This window comes from Streptomyces sp. NPDC001852 (genome assembly GCF_042891825.1).
In the GTDB taxonomy this organism is placed as follows: domain Bacteria; phylum Actinomycetota; class Actinomycetes; order Streptomycetales; family Streptomycetaceae; genus Streptomyces.
The window spans coordinates 21,909-48,267 of the sequence record NZ_JBIATN010000039.1 but is presented as its reverse complement, the minus strand read 5'-3'; the positions used below and the strand labels follow the sequence as shown (position 1 = coordinate 48,267).

23 protein-coding genes are annotated in these 26,359 nt (G+C 69.7%); 9 read left to right on the top strand and 14 right to left on the bottom strand.

Annotated elements, in window-relative coordinates:
• Positions 1–61: 61 nt before the first annotated feature.
• The 3 genes from ACFYZB_RS41315 to ACFYZB_RS41305 form a co-directional block, all read right to left on the bottom strand.
• Positions 62–955 (bottom strand): NAD(P)-binding domain-containing protein, encoded by an 894-nt coding sequence (locus ACFYZB_RS41315; RefSeq protein WP_388767058.1) that lies wholly within the window; start codon positions 953–955, stop codon positions 62–64.
• Positions 956–989: 34 nt separating this feature from the next.
• Positions 990–2,237 (bottom strand): cytochrome P450, encoded by a 1,248-nt coding sequence (locus ACFYZB_RS41310; protein WP_158918971.1) that lies wholly within the window; start codon positions 2,235–2,237, stop codon positions 990–992.
• Between the two features lie 135 nt (positions 2,238–2,372).
• A complete protein-coding gene (locus ACFYZB_RS41305) occupies positions 2,373–3,935 on the bottom strand; it encodes an AMP-binding protein (RefSeq protein ID WP_158918970.1) in 1,563 nt (520 codons plus the stop codon).
• Between the two features lie 256 nt (positions 3,936–4,191).
• On the opposite strand from ACFYZB_RS41305, the gene ACFYZB_RS41300 reads away from it, so the two are divergent.
• The 5 genes from ACFYZB_RS41300 to ACFYZB_RS41280 all read left to right on the top strand — a co-directional run bounded on the left by ACFYZB_RS41300 (position 4,192) and on the right by ACFYZB_RS41280 (position 9,839).
• Positions 4,192–5,553 carry an NAD(P)/FAD-dependent oxidoreductase gene (locus ACFYZB_RS41300; protein WP_158918969.1) on the top strand — a complete coding sequence of 454 codons (1,362 nt, stop codon included), beginning with the start codon at positions 4,192–4,194 and terminating at the stop codon, positions 5,551–5,553.
• Between the two features lie 351 nt (positions 5,554–5,904).
• A complete protein-coding gene (locus tag ACFYZB_RS41295) occupies positions 5,905–6,108 on the top strand; it encodes a ferredoxin (RefSeq protein WP_351214502.1) in 204 nt (67 codons plus the stop codon).
• 4 nt (positions 6,109–6,112) lie between these two features.
• On the top strand, positions 6,113–7,291 hold the full coding sequence (locus tag ACFYZB_RS41290; RefSeq protein WP_388767057.1) for an NAD(P)/FAD-dependent oxidoreductase: 1,179 nt from the start codon (positions 6,113–6,115) through the stop codon (positions 7,289–7,291).
• A 577-nt stretch (positions 7,292–7,868) separates the two neighbouring features.
• A complete protein-coding gene (locus tag ACFYZB_RS41285; RefSeq protein ID WP_388767056.1) occupies positions 7,869–8,462 on the top strand; it encodes a TetR/AcrR family transcriptional regulator in 594 nt (197 codons plus the stop codon).
• A 138-nt stretch (positions 8,463–8,600) separates the two neighbouring features.
• A complete protein-coding gene (locus ACFYZB_RS41280) occupies positions 8,601–9,839 on the top strand; it encodes a cytochrome P450 (protein WP_388767055.1) in 1,239 nt (412 codons plus the stop codon).
• Between the two features lie 433 nt (positions 9,840–10,272).
• On the opposite strand, the gene ACFYZB_RS41275 is transcribed toward ACFYZB_RS41280, so the two are convergent.
• Entirely contained in the window at positions 10,273–11,646 is a 1,374-nt protein-coding gene (locus tag ACFYZB_RS41275) for an NAD-dependent succinate-semialdehyde dehydrogenase (protein WP_388767054.1), read from the bottom strand.
• Between the two features lie 154 nt (positions 11,647–11,800).
• Between ACFYZB_RS41275 and ACFYZB_RS41270 the strand changes: the two genes are divergently transcribed.
• Positions 11,801–12,277, top strand: a complete 477-nt coding sequence (locus ACFYZB_RS41270) for a TetR/AcrR family transcriptional regulator (protein ID WP_388767053.1) — start codon at positions 11,801–11,803, stop codon at positions 12,275–12,277.
• Here the strand turns inward: ACFYZB_RS41270 and ACFYZB_RS41265 are convergent.
• Positions 12,183–12,755 (bottom strand): LuxR C-terminal-related transcriptional regulator, encoded by a 573-nt coding sequence (locus ACFYZB_RS41265; protein ID WP_388767052.1) that lies wholly within the window; start codon positions 12,753–12,755, stop codon positions 12,183–12,185. The two genes, ACFYZB_RS41270 and ACFYZB_RS41265, sit on opposite strands and share 95 nt — an antisense overlap.
• Positions 12,756–13,061: 306 nt before the next feature.
• Positions 13,062–14,174, bottom strand: a complete 1,113-nt coding sequence (locus ACFYZB_RS41260; protein ID WP_362615621.1) for an NDMA-dependent alcohol dehydrogenase — start codon at positions 14,172–14,174, stop codon at positions 13,062–13,064.
• A 425-nt stretch (positions 14,175–14,599) separates the two neighbouring features.
• Here ACFYZB_RS41260 and ACFYZB_RS41255 point away from each other — a divergent pair, with 425 nt between their 5' ends.
• The 3 genes from ACFYZB_RS41255 to ACFYZB_RS41245 all read left to right on the top strand — a co-directional run bounded on the left by ACFYZB_RS41255 (position 14,600) and on the right by ACFYZB_RS41245 (position 18,737).
• On the top strand, positions 14,600–15,757 hold the full coding sequence (locus ACFYZB_RS41255) for an acyl-CoA dehydrogenase family protein (protein ID WP_388767051.1): 1,158 nt from the start codon (positions 14,600–14,602) through the stop codon (positions 15,755–15,757).
• A gap of 226 nt (positions 15,758–15,983) precedes the next feature.
• On the top strand, positions 15,984–16,772 hold the full coding sequence (locus tag ACFYZB_RS41250; protein ID WP_388767050.1) for an SDR family NAD(P)-dependent oxidoreductase: 789 nt from the start codon (positions 15,984–15,986) through the stop codon (positions 16,770–16,772).
• A 168-nt stretch (positions 16,773–16,940) separates the two neighbouring features.
• Entirely contained in the window at positions 16,941–18,737 is a 1,797-nt protein-coding gene (locus tag ACFYZB_RS41245) for an acyl-CoA dehydrogenase (RefSeq protein ID WP_388767049.1), read from the top strand.
• A 74-nt stretch (positions 18,738–18,811) separates the two neighbouring features.
• Here the strand turns inward: ACFYZB_RS41245 and ACFYZB_RS41240 are convergent, their stop codons facing one another.
• The 8 genes from ACFYZB_RS41240 to ACFYZB_RS41205 form a co-directional block, all read right to left on the bottom strand.
• Positions 18,812–20,383: a transporter gene (locus tag ACFYZB_RS41240; RefSeq protein WP_388767048.1), complete on the bottom strand. Its 1,572-nt coding sequence runs from the start codon at positions 20,381–20,383 to the stop codon at positions 18,812–18,814.
• An 11-nt stretch (positions 20,384–20,394) separates the two neighbouring features.
• Positions 20,395–20,652 (bottom strand): hypothetical protein, encoded by a 258-nt coding sequence (locus tag ACFYZB_RS41235; protein WP_388767047.1) that lies wholly within the window; start codon positions 20,650–20,652, stop codon positions 20,395–20,397.
• A gap of 135 nt (positions 20,653–20,787) precedes the next feature.
• Complete coding sequence (locus ACFYZB_RS41230) at positions 20,788–22,011, bottom strand: acyl-CoA dehydrogenase family protein (protein WP_388767046.1); 1,224 nt, start codon at positions 22,009–22,011, stop codon at positions 20,788–20,790.
• The gene (locus tag ACFYZB_RS41225; RefSeq protein WP_388767045.1) at positions 22,011–23,045 is read right to left on the bottom strand and encodes a phosphotransferase family protein; all 1,035 of its coding nucleotides are present in this window, start codon (positions 23,043–23,045) and stop codon (positions 22,011–22,013) included. The genes ACFYZB_RS41230 and ACFYZB_RS41225 overlap by 1 nt, the downstream gene beginning before the upstream one ends.
• On the bottom strand, positions 23,045–23,494 hold the full coding sequence (locus tag ACFYZB_RS41220) for a MaoC family dehydratase (RefSeq protein WP_388767044.1): 450 nt from the start codon (positions 23,492–23,494) through the stop codon (positions 23,045–23,047). Before ACFYZB_RS41220 ends, ACFYZB_RS41225 begins: the two co-directional genes overlap by 1 nt.
• Positions 23,491–24,246 carry an SDR family oxidoreductase gene (locus ACFYZB_RS41215; RefSeq protein ID WP_388767043.1) on the bottom strand — a complete coding sequence of 252 codons (756 nt, stop codon included), beginning with the start codon at positions 24,244–24,246 and terminating at the stop codon, positions 23,491–23,493. The genes ACFYZB_RS41220 and ACFYZB_RS41215 overlap by 4 nt, the downstream gene beginning before the upstream one ends.
• A gap of 34 nt (positions 24,247–24,280) precedes the next feature.
• On the bottom strand, positions 24,281–25,036 hold the full coding sequence (locus ACFYZB_RS41210) for an SDR family oxidoreductase (RefSeq protein WP_388767042.1): 756 nt from the start codon (positions 25,034–25,036) through the stop codon (positions 24,281–24,283).
• Positions 25,033–26,247, bottom strand: coding sequence for an acetyl-CoA C-acetyltransferase (locus ACFYZB_RS41205; RefSeq protein WP_388767041.1), 1,215 nt, complete (start codon positions 26,245–26,247; stop codon positions 25,033–25,035). Before ACFYZB_RS41205 ends, ACFYZB_RS41210 begins: the two co-directional genes overlap by 4 nt.
• Between the last annotated feature and the right edge of the window lie 112 nt (positions 26,248–26,359).

Genomic DNA, 26,359 nt, shown 5'->3' with positions numbered 1-26,359 from the left:
CGGACCCGCCCAGTCGGGCGGGTCCGCGATCCGGGGTCCGGCGCTTCGACGGCGCGCAGGGTCAGGCGTCGGCGCGGGCGACCTTCGTGGAGGCGAAGAACCCGAGTTCGCCGAGGCCGGCCTTCTCGGCCTCGGCGAGGTTCTGCACGGCGGCCGTGAGCAGCCGGGCCTTGTGACCGGCCGACTGCATGGTGCCGAGGGCGGCGCGACACCCCGCGGCGTAGACACCGAGCGTGGCCACGTCGGTCGTGTGCTGGTCGCTCGCGATGGCGCCCACGGCCTCCTTCGTGGTGGCGGCCAGGGTCTGGAACGCCAGCTCGCTGATGGCATTCAGGGTCTCCGGGTCGACACCCTGGTCGAGCGCGTAGGTCGAGGCTTCGACGTAAGCGCTCAGTGCGGCGGAGTAGAACCCGGCGATGATCGCGGCGTCGAGGACGCTCGCCGCCTTCACGTCGTCGGAGACGCGCGTGGAGTAGGGGCCCGGGGCCATCAGAGTGCGCTCGTGCTCCGCCCAGATCTCAGGGGAGCCCGAGTAGAGGACCATGCCCCCCTCGGTGCCGATCTGCTGTGGGTAGCAGAGCACCGCGCCGTCGAGGTAGGGAACACCGCGTTCCTCGGCCCACGCCTTCATCTCCTCCGCCTCGATGGGCGTGCCGGTGCCGACGTTGACCAGGGCGGTGCCGGTCCAGTCGGCGGCACCCGCGATGGCCTCGCGGGTGGTCGCGTACGTCGACGTGACGGCCACGACTAGCCTCGACGAGCGCACGACCTCGTCGATGTCGTGGAGTGCGCTCACGCCGTCTCCCGCGAGCGCCTTGGCCTTGGCCGGTGTGCGGTTCCAGGCGGCGGTCTTCAGGCCCTGGGCCGCGAAGTTGCGGGCGAGGGCCGAGCCCAGCAGTCCGCAGCCGACCACGGCCACGTCGTACGTCTTGGTTCCTACGGTGGTGTCTGACACGGGTTCTCCACTTCCTGTGCGGTGGTGGGTCAGGTCAGTTCGCGCGGGGGCCCAGTCGGACCGGAAGCGTCTGGCGCTGGTTGACGAAGAACGACGCGGTGAACGGCGCGTCGCCGGCGATCTCCATCTGCGGGTAGCGTTTGAGCGTTTCCCCGACCATCAGCCGCAGCTCGAGGCGGGCCAGCGCGTTGCCGAGGCAGAAGTGGCGGCCGCCGGCTCCGAACGCCTGGTGCTCGGGGTTGCGGGTGACGTCGAAGCGGTCCGGGTCCTCGTACTTGTCCTCGTCGCGGTTCGCCGACGGGTAGAACAGGACGACCTGGTCGCCCTCCTTGATCGTCTGCCCCCCGACCTCGGTGTCCTTCGTCGCCGTGCGCCGCATCAACGTGAACGCGGGGAACATCCGGAGCGCCTCCTCGACGGCGCTGGGCACCAGCGACGGGTCGTCGAGGACCTTCTGACGCTCGTCGGGATTCTGCATCAGCGCGATCATGGCGCTCGTGTACGTCGCCATGGTGCTGTCGTTGCCGGCGGCGAAGAGCAGCAGCATGCCCGCGACGATCTCGTCGTCGGTGAGCCGGTCACCCTCGACCTCCGCGTTGACGAGGATGCTGATGAGGTCGTCGCCGGGATTGGCCTTGCGGTCCTCGATCAGCGCCACGCACTGCTCGATCAGGTCGGGGATGAAGACCGTGAGCCACTCCTCGAGGCCGCCGGGGTTGAAGTACGGGTCGTCGAGGGCGATGTAGCGGCTGATGTTGTGGATCCAACGGGCATCGTCCTCCGCAGGGATGCCCATGAATCCGTGGATGACGCGGGCGACGATGGGCTTGGCGACGTCATTGACGAGGTCGCAGGTCTCCTGGTCGTCGAGGCGGTCGAGCACGTTCGTGACGGCCTCACGGACCTTGGCCTCCTCGGCCGCGATGCGCTCCTGGGTGAAGCCGGCGAGGAAGAGCTGCTTGAGCCGGTCGTGCCGCGGCGGGTCCAGGTTGATCATGTCCATCTTGGACAGTTCCTTGAGGTCCTCGGGCATGCCCTCCCAGGTCAGGTCGACGGCCCCCTCACGGTGGGAGGAGAACGTCTTCCAGTCGCGGCTGATCTTCGCGATGTCGTCGGCCTTCGTGATCGACCAGAACCCGGGCGCCTCGGGCATGCCGACGATGCCGGCCGAGTGGTGCACCGGGCACTTGCCACGCATCTCGGCGAAGACCTCGTGCGGCGGGCCGTCGACCCACAACGCCATGTCCGCGACCGTGAAACCGGGGTTGTTGATCGAACTCATCGCTCCTCCTGTGTGACTTGGCGAAAAGCTGGTGCGGCGAAACGTAGGTCGTGCGACGCGGCCCCCTCGCGGTCGGTGTCGGGATCGGCCCAGTTGGGGGAGTACGGCTCGCGTGGGGGTGTCCGGCTCCGGCGTCTACACCCGGGGAACCTCGCCGTCCCACGCCGCTTCGGTGATGCCGCGCGAGCGCACCTTGTCCTTGTTGACCCGCTCGGTGGGTGTCCGCGGGAGGTCGTCGACCACCTCGATGAAGCGGGGAACGGCGTGCTTGGGGAGGTCGGCGGCCAGGAAGTCGCGCAGCGCGGGCGGATCGATCGTGCGCCCCTCCCGGGGGACGACGAGGATCGCGACGTCCTCCTCGCCGAGCTCCGACGGCACGCCGATGGCGGCAGCGACAAGCACGTCGTCGTGCTTGTTGGCCGCGCCCTCGACCTCCCACGCCGACACGTTCTCGCCCCTCCGGCGGATCGAGTCCTTGAGCCGTCCGACGTAGTAGAGGAAGCCGTCCTCGTCAGCCCGCATCCGGTCGCCGGTGTGGAACCACAGGTTGCGCCAGGCTGCGACGGTCGCCTCCGGCTTGTTCCAGTAGCCGGCCATCATGATGTGCGGCGACCGGGGTCGCACGATGAGCTCACCGATCTCCCCGACCGGTACCGGCTTGTCCTCCGCGTCGACCAGCTGCACCTCGAGCTCCGGTGTGGGCACGCCCACCGAGCCGGGCCGGGTTCGCTCCGGCGTGTTCATCGTGATGCAGAGCGCCTCGGTCATGCCGTACATCTCGATGAGCTTGACGCCGTAGCGCTCCTCGAAGTCCCTCTGGAGCGCTGCGGGCACACCGCCGCCGGAGCCGATCACCGCCGGGTGGTCACGATCGGCATCGCTGGGCCTGGCGGCGTACAGCATCGACAGCATGGTGCCGAGGTAACCGAAGCACGATGCGTCGGCGGCGCGCACCTCGTCCCAGAACCGGCTCACGCTGAATCGTTTGCCGAGGGCCACCCGGCCGCCGGTGAGGAGGGCGCCGAGAACGTACGACCGGGCGTCTGAGTGGAACAGCGGCTCGGGCGTGTACACGGTCTGCCCCGGCTTCATGCCGAGGGCGGACGAGCCGCGGCGGGCCCAGGTGACCTGGTAAGCATGAGGCAGCAGCACTCCCTTGGAAGGTCCGGTTGTGCCGGAGGTGTAGATCATCGTTGCGACGTCGCTCTCGAGCGGCGGCTCCACCGTGCCGTCGCGGCCCAACTCGATGACCTCGTCGAAGGTGAGGTGCCGGGTGCTCGCCCCGAACGGCAGGTCGCCGCCGTCGGGGTCGATCAGTACGGCGAACTCGGGATGCTCGGGAACGACCTCGGCCACCGCACGCAGGTACTCCGGGAGCCCGATCATCACCCGCGGGCCGCAGTCGCTGACGAGGTACTCGAGGAACGCGCCGCGGGCCTCCGGGTTGATCGGGACGTCGATCATCCGGGCCGAGTCGACTCCCAGCCATGCGACCACGGTCTCCAGCCTGTTGTCCGAGACGATCAGGCCCCGGTCACCGCGGTCGAGACCGAGCGCCCGCAGGCCGGCCGCGAGGGCACGGACCGACTCGAACAGCTCGGCCCGCGAGCACTCCTTGCCGTCGATCAGGAGGACGGGGGCGTCCGGTGCTTGCTCGGCCTGCTCCTTCAGCACGGCGAAAACGGTGGCGTCACCCATGGCGGAGAGCTCCTCCTCAGTGGGCCGGTGGCCCGGTCTCGATCGGCAGTGCGGCGGCCGGAGCGCGACGGGCCCGTACCAGCAGGCGGCGCGATGGCCGGAGGGCAGCAAACCGCCCCACGCCCCCGGGCGGCCGGGCTGCCTGCCGAGCGGCACCCGGCTGGGGGAGAGAGGGAGGGGGCGGCGGGATCCCCCGACCGGGCGCCTTGCCGCGGTGCACGAGCCGTCGACGCCGACCGGCGCGCACGATCGCCCCATGCAGAGCAACGGGAACATCCGCGAACAACAGTGCGAGGTCGTCGTCGTCGGTGCCGGTGCCGCCGGCCTCATGGCAAGTTCGACACTGGCAGCCGAGTCGACTGACGTCGTGGTCCTGGAAGCCGCGACGAGAGCCGGTGGCCGCGTCGAGTCGGTCCGCCACGGGGACTACTGGCTCAACATCGGCACCCAGTTCACCGAGGGTGGGGGTCCGCTCTTCGACGTCATGGACCGCTACCGGATCGAGCGCGGTTCGCTCGCCGGCCGGAAGGCGGCGCTGTACCTCAAGGGCCGGATGGTGACCACCGACAGCGCGCCCCTGCTCCTGCTGCGCTCCCGCATGCCACTCGCGGCCAAACTGGAGTTGGCGCGGGTCGGGCTGCGCATCAAGTACGCATGCGCCCGCCTCTCAGGGAACAATGCCGAGGTCGCGCGTGCGGTCCGGGCTCGCTTGGACTCCCGGTCGGGCGTCGAGGCGCTGATGGCGGGGGTCCGGTCCCCGGAGATGATCGCCCTGTTCCACGCCTGGTCCGGCCAGTGGATCGGCTGCGACCCCGCGGAGACCGCGGCGCGGCAGCTCGCCATCTCCATTGGCACTGCCCTCGAAAAGGCGGCGAAGGTGCCGAACTTCGCCCTTCCGGTCGGAGGCAACCAGGCCGTCACCGACGCGCTCGCAGAGGACCTCGGCGACCGGCTGCGGCTCGGCACCGAGGTGCAGCGGATCACCTGGACCGACGACAGCGTGACCGTCGAGTACGTCGACGCGGCCGGTCCGGCACGGCTGACGGCGAACCGTGCCGTCGTCGCCACTCCCGCGGACCGGGCCCTCGCGATCATGCCCGACCTGCCGGACGCCCAGTATTCGGCGCTGACCGACATCAAGTACGGCCGCTACATCCTGGCCGGGATCTTCACCAAGGAGCAGGGCTCGCAGCGGTGGGACGACTACTACGGCATCTCGACGCCGGAGCTGTCGTTCCAGATGGTGTTCAACCACGCGGCACCGCTGAGAGCCCAGGGCCCACGGAAGCCGGGCGGCGCCCTGGTGCTGCTGTCCGGCGGGTCCTGCGCCGACCAGCTGGGCAAACTCTCCGACGAGGAGATCGAGGCCGCGTTCCTCCGCGACCTGATCGGGATGTTCCCGGAGCTCGACGGCCAGATCGACCGCGTGGTCGTGAAGCGGCAGCCGCGCGTGGTGTCCTACTGGGAGCCGGGCAAGCGCGACGCGTCGCAGCAGACCCTGCGCGCTCCGCTCGGTCCGATCTGGTTCGCGGGCGACTACCTGGGCGATCCCTCATTGGCCGTGGCCGCGGCGTCGGGCCGACGAGCTGCCCGGAAGGTGCTGCAGAGCCTGGCGTGAGGTCGGCCGCGGGGTCGTTGTCCCGGGGCCAGCCGGTCGCGGCCGCCGGTGATCAGGTGAGGCTCGCGCCGAGGACGAACGTGTCGACCGTGAGCTGCCGGGTGGCGATGGGCGGGCCGAGGACCACCACGCCGGGTCTGGTCGGCCCGTTGCCGAGCGCCGTGCGGATCATGTCCGTTCCGAAACGGACCGTCAGTTCGCACGCCGACGACCGCCCAGTCGGCGGCTCGTGCTGCGAGACCCCCCGGTTGGGCACTCTTCGGGGGCTCGGCCCGGCGGCCGACGACGAACGGCTCCAGCCTTGTCGGCAGACCCGCAGAACGCACGGGCCAGAACGCAAGGAGAGCCACCATGGCGCTGACGCTCAGGATCGACCTCGACGGATGCACGGGCTGTGCCTGCTGCATGATGGAGTGCCCGGACCTCTTCGACATCGATGACGAGTCCGGCCAGGCCATTCTCCTCGAGCCGCACCCCTCGGACGACCGTCTCGAGGAGGCGGAGCGCGCCGTACGTTCGTGCCCCGAGGGCGTCATCACGCTCGAGCAGGACTGACGCCGTGGACCGCATTGTTGTGGTCGGCGGCTCGGTGGCGGCGGTGAACGCCGTCGACGGGCTCCGGCACGCGGGTCATGAGGGCAACATCATGCTGGTCAGCGCGGAAGACTTGCTGCCGTACGACCGGCCTCCGCTGTCCAAGGAGGCACTTCGCGAGGGCTACGAGCACCACAGCCTGCTGATCAAGGAGGCCGGCTGGTACGACGACAACGCCGTCGAGGTCTGCCTCGGTGCGGCAGCGGTCGGGCTCGACGCCGCCGACAAGATGCTGTTCCTCGAAGGTGGCCGGGAAGTGCCGTACGACGGCCTCGTCGTCGCCACCGGATGCCGGACCCGTCCGTTGGAGCTGCTCGACGGCGTGCCGGACGTCCATGAAGTGAGGTCACTCGCCGACTCACTGACCCTCCATGAGCAGCTGCGGCCCGGCCGCCACCTGGTGGTCATCGGGGCCGGCTTCATCGGGCTGGAGGTCGCCGCGACTGCCCGGCAGATGGGCCTGGACGTCTCGGTCGTGGAGATCGCTCCCGTCCCGCTGACCCGGGTCCTCGGCTCGGAGCTCGGCCACTGGTTCCAGGACCATCACGTCGGTCACGGCGTGAACCTCCACTGCGGCACCGGCATTGACCGCGTCGAGGTCACCCCCGGTGGGAACAGGGTCCACCTGGCCGACGGCACGGTCCTGGCCGCCGATCTCATCGTCGCCGGCGTCGGGGTCCAGCCGGAGACCGGCTGGCTCGAGGGCAGCGGCATCGAGCTCGCGAACGGCGTGGTGTGCGACGAGGCTCTCAGAACGACGGCCCCAGACGTGGTCGCGGCAGGCGACCTCGTGCGCTGGCCGAACCGGCTGTTCGGGGAGATGATGCGGGTCGAGCAGTGGCTCAACGCCGTTGAGCAGGGCACCCACGCGGCGCGCACGCTGCTCGGGGAGAACGAGCCGTTCGCGCCCGTCCCGTACTTCTGGTCGGACCAGTTCGAGGCCAAGGTCAAGTTCGTCGGTCACGTGGACGGCCGGGACCAGGTGAAGATCACCCAGGCGGACGACAAGTCGCTGGTCGCCCTGTTCGGCCGCGCGGACCGGCTCCGAGGCGCGCTGTGCATCAACGCGCCGCGTCAGCTGGCGTTGAGCAAGCGGGACATCCTCAACGGCGTGTCCTGGGCCGACGCCACGGCCGGTACCTGACACGGACGCATAAACGAATCGGCCGGTGTGAGCAACGAGCTCACACCGGCCGATTCGTCGGGAGCGGTCGGACCGATGTGTCACTGGGTGGAGTAGCCACCGTCGACGATGAGCACCGAAACCGGTCATGCAGCCCGAGGCGGACGCGAGGAAGATGATGCCGGCACGGGGCGGACGGCCGGGGACGACGGGCTTTCTGGCCCTCGGTGTGGGGACCCCCAACCGGTGGAGCGCGGCGACGGTCGGCCACGCGTGCGCGACCTTCGGCCGTAGCGCGCTCCAACCAGTCGGCGCACCTCGGCAAGCCCACGGTCCGGCGTCAGGACTGGCCCATGTGGGTGTACGTCGCCGTACGCCGTGCTGGCGCGCGAGCTTCGCGGCCATTGTGGTCTTGTGCGCTCGGCCACCGGACGGGTGTGCAGCACCGCAGAGACCGGCTACGCCGCGTGGGACCGCGAGCGCCGGCGTGCTCGCCCGCTCACCAGTGCCGAACGGAGCGGGCTTTTCGGTCATGGTGATCGTGTCGGTCCGAGTGACACCCCGGTTGTCAGCCGGCCGAGCGATGAACAGGAGTCAGATGGCACACATTCCGGCCGATGAGCGGCGCGAGCAGTTCATCTCCGCGGCGGTCGCGGTGATCGCCGAGGTCGGCGTCGAGGGCGCCAGCACGCGGCGGATCGCCGAGGCGGCCAAGGCGCCACTGGCCGCCCTCCACTACTGCTTCCGGAACAAGGAGCGTCTGCTCCTCGACGTGTTCGACCGGATTCTGGAGTCGCACCGTGCGGACACCGCGTCGATCGACGGCCGCGGCCGGAGCGTGGCCGACGTCGCGGTGGACCTGCTCAGCCGCACCCTCGAGTGGGGCCTTCGCAACCTGGACGAGGCCCGTGCCGAGTGCGACCTCGCCCTGTGGGCGGCCCGCCAGGAGACCGGCCTCGGCGTGCAGATGTACGCCAGCTTCATCGACATGTGGACCGCGACGCTGCGGCAGGCGGACCCCGCGCTTACGGCCGCGGAGCTCGACGCGACCGTCCGCCTCGTCATCGCGCTGGCGGACGGGCTCGGCCTGCAGATGCTCTCGCACCAGGACGACGCTCGGACGCGCCGGAACACCGAGGAGGCCGCGGTCATGCTCGCAGCACATCTCCGGGCGCGCTACGGCGGCCCCTGACGCATCCCCCAGGCGGGCGCAGATCGCCTCACGCCGCTGCGTGGCCCGTCCCTGGCGTCCTAGCGTCCTCGCCCAGTGGGACAAGTGACCCAGTCGGGCGACCCAGGCGAACGGGCCGCCCCTGACGAAGGAGGACCGATGACCGCGGACGAACTGCCGGAGGACCTGACCCTCGCGGACTTCGACCTGTGGAAGGACGGGCCGCCGCACGGGATCTTCAGCGATCTGCGTGCGAAGTGCCCGGTGCACTGGTCACCCGGCATCCCCGTCCTGCCCGAGGAGGAGGGTTTCTGGTCGCTGACCAAGGCCGACGACATCGCCAGGGTCAGCCGCGACTGGCGAACCTTCTCGTCGGAGCGCATGGGCATCGACATCACCAACCACCAGATCCCGATCGAGTTCGCGCGTGCCGAGTTCATCGGCATGGACCCGCCGAAGCACGACCGGATCAAGCAGCTCTTCCTGGCGGGCTTCACGAACGAGCAGATCGGCCGGCACGAGGACTGGATCCGCCAGATCGTCGTCACGGTCCTCGACTGCCTCGACGCCGCGGAGACCTGCGACCTGGTGAGCACCGTCTCCCAGCCCGTCGTCGCGCGGGTCATCCACCGCCTCCTCGGTATCCCGGAGGAGGAGGACGTCAAGTGGGCCGACTACATGAAGCGGTACATGGGCCGTGACGACCCGGACCTGAACCCGGGCGGCATCGACGCCTACGTCAACGAGCTCCTGCCGACCCTGATGCAGGAGGTCACCCACATGATCGACGCCCGCCGTGCGAACCCCACCGACGACCTGATCAGCGTCCTCGTGCACGCCGAGATCGACGGGCAGACGCTCTCGACCGAGGAGATCATGTACGGCACGCTGCTCCTGATCGGTGCCGGCAACGACAGCACGATGGCGACGTACGTGAGCGCGATGAAGGCGCTGATGGAAAACCCCGACCAGCGCCGGCTGGTCCTCGACGACATGTCGCTCGTGCCGAGCTTGGTCGAGGAGGCTTTGCGAATGTTTCCGGCGTTCTCGATGATGCGCCGTACGGCGACCAGGGACGTCGAGATCGGCGGCCGGCTGATCAAGGAGAACGACAAGGTCGTCATGTGGTACCCGTCGTCCAACCGGGACAAGGACAAGTACGACGACCCGCACCGCTTCGACGTGACCCGCAACCCGGAGCACCAGGCATTCGGAGCCGGTGGCCGTCACTTCTGCCTCGGCAACGCGCTGGCCCGGCTCGAGCTGCGGCTGATGATCGAGGAGACGCTGAAGCGCTACCCGGAGATGGAGATCGTCGGCGAGGCGCCGCACGCCGAGTCGTTCTTCATCAACCAGGTCAAGGCGCTGCCGGTGAAGCTGGGCCGCCGCGCCGCGTGATCGGTCGCCTGCCTCCGGCACCGCGCCCCGTCGCCCGGTGCCGGAGGCAGACAGGAAGCCATCAGATGGGGCGTCGTCGCGCAAGGGTGGCCATCAGCCAGTTCGCCGCACATGCGCAGCTGCGGTGGAGAGCGATGGCGCGGATGCAGTCGTCCGGCAGACATCTCTGGGGTCGTTGCTGCAGGAACACCAGTGGCGGGGGGCCCCCCGGGGGGGGGGCCCCCCCCCCCCGCCCCGGGGGGGGCCGGGGCCCCCCCCCCCCCCCGGGGGGGGGGGGCCCCCCCCGCCCCCCCCCCCCCCCCGGGCGGGGGGGGGGGGGGGGGGGGGGGGGGGGGGGGGGGGGGCCGCCCCCCGGGGGGGGGGGGGGGGCGGCCCCCCCCCGGGGGGGGGCCCCCCCGCCCCCCCCCCGCCACTCTGACGCGTCGATGGATCGTCAGGCGCCGACCCGGATCAGCTTGCGGTTGACGAACTCCTCGGCGCCGAACCGACCGAGCTCGCGACCGAAGCCGGACAGCTTGACGCCACCGAACGGGAGGCCGGGCTCCTCGGCACCGACGACGTTGACGTACACCATGCCGGCCTCGATCCGGTCGGCGACGCGCTGCGCCTGCTCGGGGTCGGTGGTGAACACGTACGAGCCGAGACCGAACGGCGTGTCGTTCGCGACCGCGATCGCCTCCTCCTCCGAACTCACGCGGTACACGTGTGCGAACGGCCCGAAGAACTCCTCCTTGGCCGCCTGGTTACCGGGGTCGATGTCGACCAGGACGGTCGGATCGAAGAAGCTCCCGTCGCGCGTGCCGCCCAGCGCGACCCTGGCTCCGCCCTCGATCGCACGGTTCAGCAGCTTCTCGAGCCCCTCCGCGGCGCCGACCGAGGAGACCGGTCCGAGCACGGTGTTCTCGGCGGCCGGAGCGCCCGGCTTGAGCTCGGCCAGCGTCGAGACCACCTTCTCCAGGAAGGCGTCGTAGAGCTCTTCGATGACGATGTACCGCTTCGCGCCGTTGCACGCCTGACCGGCGTTGTCGTAGAAGCGGGCACCCAGCGCGGCCTCCACGGCCGTGTCGAGGTCATCGGTGCTCAGCAGGATGAACGGGTCCGAGCCGCCGAGCTCGAGGACTGCCTTCTTGAGGTGACGTCCGGCGGTTGCCGCGACCATCGCACCGGCCTTTTCCGACCCCGTGACCGAGACACCGGCGACCCGGGGGTCGGCGATGACGGCGTCGATCTGGGCATAGGTGGCGTAGACGTTCTCGTAGGCGCCGGTGGGGAAGTCGGCGTCCAGCAGCAGTTGCTCGATGGCCGCCGCGGACTCAGGGCACTGGGAGGCGTGCTTGAGCAGAATGGTGTTCCCGGCCATCAGGTTGGGCGCGGCGAAACGCGCGACCTGGTAATAGGGGTAGTTCCACGGCATGACGCCCAGCAGGATCCCGAGGGGCTGGCGCCGGATCACCGCGGTGCCCTCGCCCCACGCCAGCGGGACCGGCTCGTCGGCCAGGAACTCCTCGGCATGGTCCGCGTAGTACTCGAAGATGGCGGCTGCGAAGTCGACCTCCAGAACACCCTGGTTGGTCGGCTTGCCCATCTCGCGGCTGATGATGGTCGCCAGCACCTCTCGACGCTCCACGAACAGCGCCGCGGCGTTGCGCAACAGCGTCGCGCGCTCCGCAGCCGACGAGGTACGGCCCCACGTGCGATACGCCGCGCCGGCACGGTCGAGCTTCGCTGCCAGCTCGTCGTCCGACAATGCGGCGTACTCCTTGACGGTCTCCCCGGTGGTGGGGTCGACAACCGCGTAGGTACTCACGACATCCTTCTTTCTCGATCGCTGAGCGCTGCGCGTCCACCTTGGGCGACCCGGCGCGGCACGGGCCGCCGGTACTCGCAAGGACCCCCTAGTCGGGGGAGGTCCGAGGGCGGGACTCCGTCAGCTCAGGTCGCACCGCCCGGCTCGCCGGGGTGTGACGTCAGCTCCCGTACAGACGACGTTCGGGGCGGCGGATGCATCGGTACGCCTTGCCTCCCCCGGGTGGGCAGGGCCTCTTGGGTCCGCACCATGTCAGACGTGGGCCTCCGAAGCTCAGGTATCCATTCGCCCGGCGGTACAGCGTCGTGGGGTGGAGCGCAGGCGGCTCATTCTCGAAACCGCCGAGGCGCTGCTCGGCGAGCAGGGGTACGAGTCCGCCACCCTGAGGGCGATCGGTGAGCGGTCGGGCATCCCGGCTGCCTCCGTCCACCACTACTTCTCCGATCGACTGCACCCCCCAGATATCGGGGTGCGCGGTGCCCATGGCAGGCGCGAAGCTGTCCGGCGTGCAGTCAGGCGCGGCATGGGTGCCGGGCTCAGACGAGGAGCCCGAGTTCCTGGGCACGGCTGGCCGCCTGGGCCCGGTTGCGCACTCCGAGCTTGCGGTAGACAGCGCTCGTGTGCTGCTTGACGGTGTGCCGGGAGAGGTTCAACGACGCCGCGACCTCGGGATTGCTGAGCCCTGCGGCCACGTGCTGCAGGATGTCCAGCTCGCGCGGGGACAACTGAACAGCCGACGGCTTCACGTCGATCGGGAAGACCCGGGCCCCCTCGGCAACGCGCCGCAGCGCGGCCGCGATGATCGCTCGCGGCATGTGCTTCGAAAGGGAGGCAACCGCTCCGTGCTGGAGAGCCATGGATGCGGACAGGCGCCCCTCGCCCGACATCAGCACAACCCGGACGTGCGACATGTGCTCCTTGAACGTCCGGCACAGCTCCAGCCCCGACTTGCCACCGAGCGAGGCACTCACGAGGACCAGTTGCGGATGATGCCGCTGGGCCACATGCCACGCCATCTCGGCCGAGGCCGCCACCAGGCACGACGCCACCCATGCCTCATCCGACAGAATCGCGCGCAATCCGGCCTGCACCAGCTCGTTCTCGTCCACGCAAAGGACCCGCTGCAGCCGACATCGGTCCTCGGAGGCGGGTCCGACAAGCACAGCGCTGACGTCACACCGTGGGCGGATCTGCGGGAGAACTTCACCCATCGTTCCTCCTGGAGGGCGGCTCTGTTTCACATGCGTTTGCGCCTCTGAGACTGCTGGCCGACCGCTCCGGGGGCACCCGGGGAACTACCTGCACCGGTACCTGTTTGTGTGAGCGGGGTCACCTCTGGGTGCTGTGAGCGGGAAGGAAACGGCGCGGTGCGACCGTGTGTGGCCGCACCGCGCCGGACTGTGAGAGGCAGCGCCTCAGTGTTCGTGGATGAGTACGCCTCGGATGTTCCTGCCCTCGACCAGATCCTGGTACCCCTCGTTGATCTCTTCGAGCCGGTACTGCCTGGTGATGAGCTCGTCGAGCCTGAGCCGGCCGGCCTGGTAGAGGCCGAGCAGCTTGACGATGTCGTACTGAGGGTTTGAGCTGCCGAAGAGCGACCCCTTGATGGTCTTCTCCCACAGTGTCAGTTCCGCGCCCGAGACGTGCACTGTGAGGTGCTCCATGTTCGCCAGACCGGTCACGACGACGACGCCGCCCTTGCCGATGGCCGAGAAGGCGGACTGCACCACCGTCTCGTCGACGGTGCCGACGAGGATCAGGGCTTGGTCGGCCATCTGCCCCCGGGTCATCTCGGCGATCGCTTCGAGCGCCGGCGCGGCGTCGGCGAAGGCGTGCGTGGCGCCGAACTTCAGGGCGGTCTCGCGCTTGAACTCCTGCGGGTCGACCACCACCACGTTCTTCGCGCCGGCGTGCACGGCGGCCTGCACGGTGTTCATCCCGAGGCCACCGGCGCCAAAAATGACGGTGGTGTCGCCGGCGCGCACGTTACCGGTGTTGACGGCGGTACCCCATCCGGACGGGACGCCGCAGCCGACGAGGACGGCCTTCTCCAGCGGGATCGACTCGTCGATCTTGACCACCGAGTACTGGGACACCGTCGCGTACTGCGAGAACGTGCCGAGCGAGCACATGCCGCCGACGTCCGTGCCCTCGTGGTGGAAGCGGAAGGTGCCGTCGAGCATCTGGCCGTCCAGCAGGAACTCGCCGAGGTCGCACAGGTTCTGCCGGCCCGTGGAGCAGTAGCGGCAGATCCCGCAGCTGGGGATGAAGCTGCACACGACGTGGTCGCCGGGCTTGACCTTGGTGACGCCGGGGCCGACCTCCTCGATGACTCCGGCTCCCTCATGACCGGCGACGATGGGCAGGCGGGACGGGAGGTCGCCGCTCGGCAGGTGGAGATCGGAGTGGCACAGGCCGGCCGCGACGAAGCGGATCAGGACCTCACCCTCACGCGGCCCGTCCAGGTCGAGCTCGAGGATCTCGAACGGCTGGTTGAGGCCGGTCAGGACGGCGGCTCTGGTCTTCATGGGTGTCTCCCTTGGTCGGGACGCGATCCGATGTGTCGCCCTCCTCCGGAAGGCCCAGGTCCGGTGGATCATGCAGGGCGAATGAAGCCCCTGAAGTAAGCAGCGGGCGGGACGGCCGCGACCGCTTCGGCCGGGAACACCGCCCACTTGGGGGACTGGCTGCCGCCCCGGCCGGGGCGGCAGCCGCTCGCTCGGCGGCCCCCGGGGCGGATGACCGGCCCAGTCCCCCAACCGGGTGCGGATCGGGCGGCGAGGATCGGCGCGCCTGGGGAGTGACGCTTGGCTGCCTCCGTGCGCGGGGCACGCGACGGCCGCCCGAGCTGGAAGTGGGGGCGCTCGGGGTGGACCGCGGCGGGATGAGTTGCAACTGACGTACGCAGGGCGGCCGGCCGTGCCGCCCGACCTCTCTGTCGAAGGAAAGACCCATGCACCGCACCGTGTTCGACGAGGACCACGAGTCCTTCCGCCAGACCCTTCGTTCCTTCATCGAGGCCGAGGTGCTCCCCGTCTACGACGCGTGGTACGCGGCCGGCCAGGTGCCCCGGGACTTCTATCACCAACTGGGTGAGCTGGGCATCTTCGGCATCAGCGTGCCCGAGGAATTCGGCGGCGCGGGCCTGGACACGCACAAGTTTGAAGCCGTGCTCACCGAGGAGACCGCCCGCGCGGGCGTCCTGTTCGGCTGCACCGGTGCGCACGTGCTGCTCTCGCTGCCGTACATCACGATGCTGGCCACGGACGAGCAGAAGAAGCGGTACCTGCCGAAGTTCGTCACCGGCGAGGAGATGTGGGCGCTCGCCATGACCGAGCCGGGAACCGGCTCGGACGTCGCCGGCGTGAAGAGCACGGCCAAGCGCTCCGAGGACAGCACGCACTACGTCCTCAACGGCGCCAAGACCTTCATCACCGGTGGCGTCCACGCCGACCGCGTCATCGTCTGCGCCCGCACGGCGCCGCCGCGCGAGGACGACCGCCGCTTCGGCCTCTCGCTGTTCGCGGTCGACACCAAGTCCGAGGGTTACTCCATCGGCCGCAAGCTGGACAAGCTCGGTCTGAGGACCTCCGACACCGCCGAGCTGGCGTTCGTCGACGTCAAGGTACCGGCCGAGGATCTTCTGGGTGAAGAGAACAAGGGCTTCTCCTACCTCGGCAGGAACCTGTCGTCCGAGCGCTGGGGCATCGCCCACAGCGCCTATGCGCAGGCCGCCGCGGCAGTGCGTTTCGCGCAGGAGTACGTCGCACAGCGCACCGTCTTCGGAAAGCCGGTGGCCCACTTCCAGAACACCAGGTTCGAACTAGCGGCCTGCCAGGCCGACGTGGACGCGGCCGAAGCCGTCACCGACCGCGCGCTGGAGGCCCTGGACGCGGGTGAGCTGACGCCGGCCGAGGCCGCGAGCGTCAAGCTGTTCTGCACGGAGGTGGCGGACCGGGTCATCGACCGCTGCCTCCAACTGCACGGCGGCTACGGCTACATCAACGAGTACCCGATCGCCCGCCTGTACGCCGACAGCCGGGTCAACCGCATCTACGGCGGCACGTCCGAGGTGATGAAGATGATCATTGCCAAGGGCATGGGCCTCTGAGGCCGCGCTCCACGCCGGGAGGCGGGCTGGTCGATCACCCCGACCAGCCCGCCCCTTCTTTTCCAGGACATTGCCGTCCACGGCGTGCGCGCGCGGTCACGGACCCGGAAACGATGCCCGGCCGGGGGAGATGCCGGCTGAGTGCCCCTGCACCGGCATCACCCAACTGGGCAGGTCATGGGCGCGCACCTGGGCTGCCTCGGCTTCCTGCTTGCATGCTCCGGCCATGAACTCGACCAAGACTTCTGCAGACGGATCCGTCGACATCTTCGATCTCACCGGGCGACGCGCCGTCGTCACCGGCGCCAGCCGCGGCATCGGCCGGGCGATCGCGATCGCCTTCGCGCAGCGGGGCGCGCACGTCATCGGCATGGCCCGCTCCGAGGATGGTCTCAAGGAGACGGCGGCGCTCGCCGAGGGCGCCCCCGGAAGCCTTGCCGTCCATGCCACCGACCTTCGTTCCCCGCATGCCGTGGAGGCGGCGGTCGCCGTTGCCGCCGAACGGCTCGGCGGCATCGACATCCTCGTCAACAACGCCGCGGACGACCACGATTCGTCGATCGAGGACACCGACCTCGCGGTTTTCCAGCGGGTCCAGGAGCTGAACCTGCAGTCCTGCTGGGTGATGATCCGGGCTGCGTCCCCGTTGCTCAAGGACGGTGGCGGCAAGGTCATCAACATCGCGTCGGTGCTCGGCCTCGTCGGCATCCGCGACAACAGCGCCTACATCGCCGCCAAGCACGGCCTGGTTGGTCTCACCAAGGCCGTCGCCCTCGAATGGGCGCGCAAGAACGTCCAGGTGAACGCGATCGCACCGGGGTACGTCGAGACGGCGATGCTGGGTGATCTCAAGGGGAACGAGGCGCTGGCGGCGTATGTCAGGAAGACGACGCCGCAGGGTCGCTGGTCCCAGCCGGAGGAGTACGCGGGCCCGGCGGTCTTCCTGGCTTCGGCCGCCTCGGACTTCATGACGGGGCAGGTGCTCGTCGTCGACGGTGGCTACAGCGCGCAGTGACTCCCGCGCGTGACCGTCGGCAGGTCCACCCCTCCCTCTTGCGGACGCCGGCGGTCACGGCACTTGCCGGAGCCGCCGTGCTGCGCTCGCGTTGACCCGACCTGAGCGACCGCTTAGTATCCCGGCTCGCCGGCCGTTTCCCCCGCCCTCCCGATCGGATGCCTGACCATGGATTCTCTGCTGCTCTCCCGGCGCGACCTCGATTTCCTGCTCCACGACTGGCTGGACGTCACAGCGCTGACCCGCCGCCCCCGCTACGCCGACCACGACCGGGACACGTTCGACGCGGTTCTGGAGCTGAGCGAGGCCCTCGCCACCCGGCACTTCGAACCGCACAACAAGAAGAACGACGCCGTGGAGCCCCGCTTCGACGGCGAGCGGGTGCACATCATCCCGGAGGTCAAGGAGGCCCTGCGGGTGTTCGCCGAGGCCGGACTGACCGGCGCCGCCATGGACTACGACGTCGGCGGACAGCAGCTTCCCCACGTGGTCGCGAACGCTTGCATGGCCTGGTTCCAGGCCGCGAACGTCGGCACCGCCGCGTACCCCTTCCTCACGATCGGCAATGCCAACCTGCTCCAGGCGCACGGCAGCAAGGAGCAGATCGACACCTACGTGCGCCCCATGGTCGAGGGCCGCTTCTTCGGCACCATGTGCCTCTCCGAACCCCAGGCGGGATCCTCGCTGGCCGACATCACCACCCGGGCGGTGCCGCAGGGTGACGGCACCTACAGGATCTCCGGCACCAAGATGTGGATCTCCGGTGGCGACCACGACCTGAGCGAGAACATCGTCCACCTGGTGCTGGCCAAGATCCCCGGCGGCCCGGCGGGCGTCAAGGGCATCTCCCTCTTCATCGTGCCCAAGTTCCTCGTCGGGCCGTACGGCACCCTGGGAGAGCGCAACGACGTGGTGCTGGCCGGCCTCAACCACAAGATGGGCTACCGGGGCACCACCAACACCCTGCTCAACTTCGGCGAGGGCCGGTACACCCCGGCCGGAGCCCCCGGCGCCGTGGGATACCTGGTGGGCGAGGCCCACCAGGGGCTCACCTACATGTTCCACATGATGAACGAGGCTCGCATCGGCGTCGGTCAGGGTGCGGCGGCGCTCGGCTACACCGGCTATCTGCACGCCCTCGACTACGCACGCACCCGTCCCCAGGGGCGCCCGCTGACGGGCAAGAACGCCGACGCCCCACAGGTCCCCATCATCGAGCACGCCGACGTACGGCGGATGCTGCTGGCCCAGAAGAGCTACGCGGAGGGTGCGCTCGCCCTCGTCCTCTACTGCAGCCGTCTCCTCGACGAGGAGCACACCGCCGAGCAGGAGTCCGAGCGCGCCCGCGCCCGGCTGCTGCTGGACGTCCTGACGCCCATCGCCAAGAGCTGGCCGTCGCAGTGGTGCCTGGCGGCCAACGACCTCGCCATCCAGGTGCACGGCGGTTATGGCTACACCCGAGAGTACAACGTCGAGCAGTTCTACCGGGACAACCGGCTCAACCCCATTCACGAGGGCACCCACGGCATCCACGGACTGGACCTGCTCGGCCGCAAGGTCGTCATGAACGGCGGTGAAGGGCTGAGGCTGCTTCTCGAGACCCTCACGGCCACCACGGCCCGGGCGACGGCGGCCGGCGGCGAAGCGGCCGAACTGGCGGCCTGGTTGGAGGAGGCCGCGGCCGGCGTCGAGCGGACCACCGCCACCCTGTGGTCGACGGCAGACCCCGCGACCGCGCTGGCCAACGCCTCCGTCTACCTGGAAGCCGTCGGTCATGTGGTGCTGGCCTGGATCTGGCTGGAGCAGTTCCTGGCGCTGGGGGACGACGCGGACGACTTCCGTGAGGGCAAGCGGCAGGCGGCCCGGTACTTCTTTCGGTGGGAACTCCCGCGTACGGCAGCCCAGTTCGACCTTCTGGACAGCCTGGACCGTACGACGACGGACTGCCGGCCCGAGTGGTTCTGATCCACGGGGCCGCCGGGGCCGCCGGGGGCGCGGGAATCGCGGACGTCGCGGTTCCCGCGCCCCTTTTCGGCTCCCTATCGCCTCGGCTTCCGGCTCCCTGTCGCCTTCCACGGCATGACGCTGCCAAGCCACCCCAGGAGGAAAGCCGCCGGCACCGAGACCAGGCCCGGCGTCTGGAACGGATACCAGTCGAAACGCGCGTTCGGGCACAGTGCGTACGCGGTCCCCGAGACGGAGGGCGAGAAGGCCATGAGCACGGTGCAGATCAGCAGGCCCCCGTGGACGGCCCACAGCAGTCCCCTGCGGTTGAACCTGCTCCAGAAGAAGGAGTAGATCAGGACGGGAAAGACGCACGACGCCGCGACACTCATGGAGAAGTCGAACAGGAAATCGATCGGATACCGGTGCGTGGCGGCGGACAGCGACAGGACGACCGTGCACAGGGCCACGAGGGCCAGCCGTAGGACCCGTACTTCTGCGACGTCGGTGCGGCGCCGGTTGGTCCGTGAGAACACATCGTGCGCGAAGGAGACCGCGGCGGCGAAGGTCACGCTGCTCACGGTCGTCAGCGTGGCGAGGAAGGCGACACACGCCACGGCGGTGATGAGCACCACGCGCGGCGCCGATCCGGCGGGCAGGACCCGTGAAGCCAGCAGGATCGGGGACGACTGGCCGTCGGCGTCGACCGAGCCGATGTCACCACTGCCCACCACGGCGGCCGACGCGAATCCCGTCGTGATCAGCAGAAGGGTGAAAGTTCCGACCAGCCCTGCAGCGATGCTCATGGACCGTCGCGCGGAGCGCCCGGAGCGGGACGCGCTGATGCGCAGGATCAGGTGAGGCGTGACGGACGCGCCGAGAATCACGACCACGTGGTCGGCGAGCATGTTGAGCGGGCCGAGACTCGTCGTGTACGGCCACAGCCCAGGGCTGAGGTACGCGTCGGGCGCCGAGCTCCTGCCCACCGCGGCCGAGAGCAGGCTCCCGGCGTCCCAGTAGAACTTCCCCAGCGCCAGCAAGGTGACCACGGCAAGGGTCACCAGGGTGAGGGGCACCTTGACGACCTGCATGAAACCGGTGCCCCGCAGATCGGCTACGCCGGCGAAGCATGCGACGAGGCAGCCCATCAACACGGTGCACACCACCTGGGCGCCGTCGGTCGACAGACCGAGCAGGAGCGATGCCACGATGCCGACCGCGCGCAGCTGGAGCAGGAGGAGGGGAACTGCGATGATCAGCGTCACGAGGGTTGCCATGGCGCGGGGGAGCGGCCCGGTCGCGCGCAGGGCGAAGAGGTCGCCGAGCGTGTACCGGCGGCTGTCGCGGATTCTCTGCGCGAGGAGCAGCATCACGCCGAGGGTGAGCAGACCGTCGATCGCGGCGGTGAACCCGTCGTAGCCGAACAGGGCGATGGCACCGGGAATCGCCAGCAGGATGACAACGGAGATCTGCTCGCCCGCCATGGCGAAGCCGTTGAAGACCGGGGAGAGGGACCGGTCGGCGACGTGAAGCCCGTCCGGGTTGTCCTCCTGCGCCGTGACGAGCGTGAACAGCCATAGCAGTGACGCCCCGACGAAGATCAGGAAGGCGATGATCACGGGGACCTTGGCGTCGGAACCGATCGGGTCGACCAGGCGGGCGCTCAAGGCGTACAGGGTCACCCCTCCACCGCCAGGGAGTCGCACAGACGGGTGGACCGAGCCTCGTGCCACCAGGCGGTGGCCATGAAGAGGCCGCACTGCAGGATGCCCCAGACCACGCCGAGGGTGAGGTGCCCGAGCACCGGCACCGCGGGGATGTCCGTGAAGGGGAACACCATGGTGCTGGCGGCGAGGGGAACCGCGTTGACGATGACAAACACACGCTGGGTACGGCGCGCGGCAATGCGACGGATCTCCTCGCGTCGCCGTTGCACAGCATCGGGATCCGGGGGAGACGGGATGAGCTGAGGGTGCACGGAGACCTCCGGCCGAAATGATGGTGGGCGACTGCGCCGCGCGCATCGTCCCGGCGCAGAGAGGTGGGTGATCGGGTTACGGCTCGCAGACGGTCATCGCACGTGCCTCCGGCGCCGCAGTTCGGCTCGGGCGAGGGCGTTCTTGTGCACCTCGTCCGGCCCGTCGGCGAAGCGCAGGGTGCGGATCGCCGCGTAGGCGCCGGCCAGCGGGAAGTCTTGGGACAGTCCGCCGGCGCCGTGTACCTGGATGGCCTTGTCCAGGATCCATTGCACGGTTGCGGGGGTGGCGATCTTGATGGCCTGGATCTCGGTGTGCGCGCCCTTGTTGCCGACGGTGTCCATCAGCCAGGCAGCCTTGAGCACGAGCAGGCGCAGCTGCTCGATGCGCACCCGGGACTCGGCGATCCAGTCCCGGACGACGCCCTGGTCGGCCAGCGGCCTGCCGAAGGCGACCCGCTGCTCGGCACGGGCGCACATCAGCTCGACGGCCCGCTCGGCGACGCCGATGGAGCGCATGCAGTGGTGGATACGGCCCGGCCCCAGTCTGGCCTGCGCGATCGCGAAGCCGTCGCCCTCGCCGCCGATCAGGTTCGCCGCGGGGACCCGGACGTCGGTGAGGGACAGTTCGGCATGGCCGCCGTGTCCGTGGTCGTCGTAACCGAACACCTCCATGCCCCGCTTGATCTCGAGTCCCGGGGTGTCACGTGGCACGAGGATCATCGACTGCTGCCGGTGCCGGTCGGCTTCCGGGTCGGTCTTGCCCATCACGATGAAGACCCGCGCGTTGGGGTTCATCGCGCCGGTGATCCACCACTTGCGGCCGTTGAGGACGTAACCGTCACCGTCGCGTTCGATCCGGGTGGAGATGTTGGTTGCGTCCGAGGAGGCCACGTCGGGCTCGGTCATCGCGAACGACGAGCGGATCTCGCCGCTCAGCAGCGGCTCCAGCCACTCCTTGCGCTGTGCCTCGGTGCCGAACATCGCCAGCACCTCCATGTTCCCGGTGTCCGGTGCGGCACAGTTCAGGGCGGCAGGGGCGAGGTGCATGCTGCGGCCGGTGATCTCGGCGAGCGGCGCGTACTGCAGGTTGGTCAGTTCCGCGCCGTGCTCGCCGGGCAGGAACAGGTTCCACAGGCCGCGGCGGCGGGCCTCGGCCCGCAGTTCGGCGAGGACCGGCACTGAGTCCCACGCCCAGCGGTTCGCGAGCCGTCCCAGCTGCTCGGCGAACAGCGGCTCAGCCGGGTGGACGTGGCTCGCCATGAAGTCGAGCAGGTCCGCCCGCAGCTCCTCGGTCCTGGCGTCGAGGGCGAAGTCCATCAGCGGTACTCCTTCAGTGCGCCGAGCCCGGTGTCGAGCACGGGCTGCACCGCCGCGCCGACGTGCTCGAAGCCGGAGCCGACGGTCTGGCCGCGCAGATGGCGGTAGTGGATGCCCTCGGCGACCGCGGCCAGCTTGAACGCCGCCAGTGCGAGGTAGAACCCGAAACGGGACAGATCACGGTCGCTGCGCGCGGCGTACCGCTCGACGATCTCGCTCTCGGCGAGGAACCCCGGCGCCGACGCGGCGTCCGGGGCCACCGCGCTCCCGCCGAGCAGCGTGCCCACCCGTTGGTAGAGCACCAGCAACGCCAGATCGGTCAGCGGATCGCCCAGGGTGGCCATCTCCCAGTCGATGACCGCCGCAGGCCGGTCCTGTTCGTCCGTCAGCACGTTGTCGAGCCGGTAGTCGCCGTGCACGATGCCGGGTGCGGACCGTGGGGGCACGTCGGCGGCGAGCCGGTCGTACAGCTCGTCCGCGGCGGGCAGGTCGCGACAGTACGAGGCGTCCAACTGCGCCTTCCAGCGACGGACTTGGCGGGGGAGGAACCCCTCCGGGCGGCCGAAGCCGTCCAGCCCGACCGCGACGGGGTCGACTGCGTGCAGCATGGCCAGGGTGTCGACCAGCCCTGCCGAAATCACCCGGGTGCGCTCCGGGCCGAGCCGTTCCAGCTCGACGGCGTTCCGGTACGGCGTTCCGGCGACCCGCTCCATCACGTAGAACGGGGCGCCCAGCACCCCGTCGTCGGAGCACAGGGCGTAGGTCCTGGGGACCGGCACCGCGGTGTCCTGCAGGGCCGACATCACCCGGTACTCGCGGGCCATGTCGTGGGCGGTCGCGAGGACGTGGCCCAGCGGAGGCCGGCGGACGATCCACGTCGAGACCCCGTCCGTGACCTCGTAGGTGAGATTGGACCTGCCGCCGGCGAGCAGCCGGGCGGTGAGGTCCTGCCCCGCCCCCGCCACCTGCTCGGTCAACCACGGGCCGAGCCGGACCAGATTCAGGCCCGGCAGGCTGTGCTGTGTCGTCGGCATCAGGCCACCACGCTCACCGTCTCGGCCACGCAGGCGGGCTTGCCCGCGCCCTGGCGCTCGATGGTGACCCGGGTCGTGACGCGGTACCCACTGCCGCCAGGTTCCACCGACAGGAGCTCGACGCCGGCGCGCACCTTGGAGTCGACCGGCACGGGAGACGGGAAGCGGACCTTGTTCGCGCCGTAGTTGACGCCCATCGACACCCCCTCGACCCGGTAGACCTGCCAGACCAGCATCGGCACCAGCGACAGCGTCAGATAGCCGTGCGCGATGGTGCCGGCGAAGGGTCCGGCCGCCGCCTTCTCCACGTCCACGTGGATCCACTGGTGGTCGCCAGTGGCGTCGGCGAAGGTGTCGATCTGCTGCTGGGTGACGGTGTGCCAGTCCGAGTACCCGAGGTGGGTGCCGACGGCGTTCCGCAGTTCTTCGAAGCCCCGGAAGACCTTCACGCCTGCGGCCCTCCGGCGACGTAGAGCACCTGGCCGGAGACGTATCCTGCGTCCTCGCTGACGAAGAACGACACGGCGTGCGCGATGTCCTTCGGCAGACCGCTGCGCGCCACCGGGATCTGCACCGTCACGGCCTTCCTGAAGTCGTCGAAGGACATGCCCATCCGCTGCGCGGTGGCGGCGGTCATCTCCGTCTCGATGAATCCGGGTGCGATCGCGTTGGCGGTCACGCCGAACTTCCCCAGCTCCAGCGCGAGCGTCTTGGTGAAACCCTGCAGCCCGGCCTTGGCCGCGGCGTAGTTGGCCTGGCCCTTGTTGCCGAGCGCCGACGTGCTGGAGAGGTTCACGATGCGGCCCCAGCCGGCCTTCGTCATGTAACTCTGCACCCCGCGGGACATCAGGAACGATCCGCGCAGGTGCACGTTCATCACCACGTCCCAGTCAGTGGCGGTCATCTTGAACAGCAGGTTGTCCCGGATGATGCCGGCGTTGTTGACGAGCACGGTCGGATCGCCCAGTTCCTCGGCGATCCGCTGCACGGCGGTCTGTACGCCCGGCTCGTCGCTCACGTCGACGCCGACCGCCAGCGCCCGGCCTCCGGCGGCCTCGATCCGCTCGACGACCGGCTTGCAGGCGCTCTCGTCAAGGTCGACGACCGCCACGGCGAGGCCGTCGGCGGCCAGCCGTTGGGCGACGCCGGCCCCGATGCCTCGGGCCGCGCCGGTGACGATGGCGGTACGGGTGGTGGTCATCAGTTCGCTCCTGTGGGAAGAAGGGGGGGCGCCATCAGCCGGCGCCGGTGAGGGTCACACCGCCGTCGACGACCAGGACCTGGCCGGTGATCCAGGCGGCGTCGTCGGAGAGCAGGAAGGCCACCGTGCCGCCGATGTCCTCCGGGACACCGAGCCGCTTGAGCGGGTAGGCCGCGGCGGCCTCGTCCTCACGGCCGTCGTAGAGCGCGGTGGCGAACTTGGTCTTGACTACGGCCGGGGCCACCGCGTTGACCCGGATGTCCGGGCCCAGTTCGACGGCGAGTTCTTCGGTGAGGTGGGTGAGCATCGCCTTGCTGGCGCCGTACAGGCCGATGCCGGGCGCGGGGCGGACGGCGGCGACCGAGGAGACGTTGACGACGGCGCCGCCGTGCGCGGACATCCACGCCCGGTACATCTGCTGGGTCCACGACAGCGCGGCGAGGCAGTTGACCTCGACGATCTTGCGGGCGACGTCGAGATCCAGCGTCATGAGCGGGCCGTACACCGGGTTGATGCCGGTGTTGTTGACGAGCAGGTCGGCGCTGCCGAACGAGTCGAGTGCACGCGTGACGACCTCGGTCTGGTGGTCGACGTCGGCCGCGTGCCCGACCACGCCGATCGCGTGCTCCGGCCCGCCGAGCCGGGCGACTGCTTCGTCGAGCGCCTCCTGCTTGCGGGCGGTGATGACGACCTTCGCGCCCTCGGACACCAGCCGCTCGGCGATGGCGAGCCCGATCCCTCGGCTGGCCCCTGTCAGGATGGCCGTCCTGCCTTCGAAGCGCCTGATCACGACAACCGCTCCAGCACCATGGCCATGCCCTGACCGCCGCCGACGCACATGGTCTCCAGGCCGAACTGCTTGTCGTGGTACCGCAGGGAGTTGATCAGGGTGCTGGTGATGCGGGCGCCGGTCATGCCGAACGGGTGGCCGACGGCGATCGCGCCGCCGTTCACGTTGAGCCGGTCGAAGTCGATGCCCAGCTCCCGGGCTGACGGAATCACCTGGGCGGCGAACGCCTCGTTGATCTCGACCAGGTCGATGTCGTCGATCGTGAGACCGGCACGGCGCAGCGCCTGCTTCGACGCTTCGACCGGGCCGAGGCCCATGATCTCCGGGGACAGGCCGGAGACCCCCGTACTGACGATGCGCGCCAGCGGCGTGATGCCGAGCTGCTTCGCCTTGGTGTCGGACATGATCACGAGTGCCGCGGCGCCGTCGTTGAGGGAGCAGCAATTGCCGGCGGTGACGGTGCCGTCCGGGCGGAAGACCGGCTTTAGCGCGGAGACCGCCTCCAGGGTGACGCCGGGGCGCGGGCCGTCGTCCCGGGCGACCTGGCTGCCGTCGGGCAGCGTCACCGGGGTGATGTCTTGGGCCCAGAAGCCGTCGGCGATGGCCTGCTCCGCCAGATTCTGCGAGCGCACCGCGAAGGCGTCCTGGTCCTCGCGGGTCACCTCCATGAACTGGGCGACGTTCTCTGCGGTCTGCCCCATCGCGATGTAGACGTCGGGCAGAGCGCCCTCGGTGCGCGGGTCGACCCAGGTTCCACCAGTGGCGAGCTTGTCCGTGCGGGCCTGCGCCTCGGCGAAGTCCGGGTTCTGGGTGTCCGGAAGGCCGTCGGCGTTGCCCTTGAAGAACCGGCTGACCGTCTCGACCCCGGCGGAGAGGAAGACGTCGCCCTCACCGGCCTTGATCGCGTGCAGAGCCATCCGAGTGCTCTGCAGGCTGGACGAGCAGTAACGGTTGACTGTGGTTCCGGGCACCGAGTCCAGACCGGCCAGCACCGCGACGATCCGAGCCATGTTGAAACCGGACTCGCCACCGGGCTGGCCGCACCCCAGTACCAGGTCGTCGATCTCGGTGGGGTCGAGCTGCGGCACCTTGGCCAGTGCCGCCCGCACCATCTGCACGGTCAGATCGTCGGGACGCATCTCCCGGAGCGACCCCTTGCCGGCCCGGCCGATCGGCGAGCGGGCTGTGGCGGCGATGACGGCCTCGGGCATGGGCACTCCCTGATTGACTAAGCGCTTGCTTGTGGTGCGGCGAACGTACGACGGGAGCTGATGACATGAGCGAGGGCGCTCGGAACCTTGCCCGGCTGGGGGATGGCGGGTG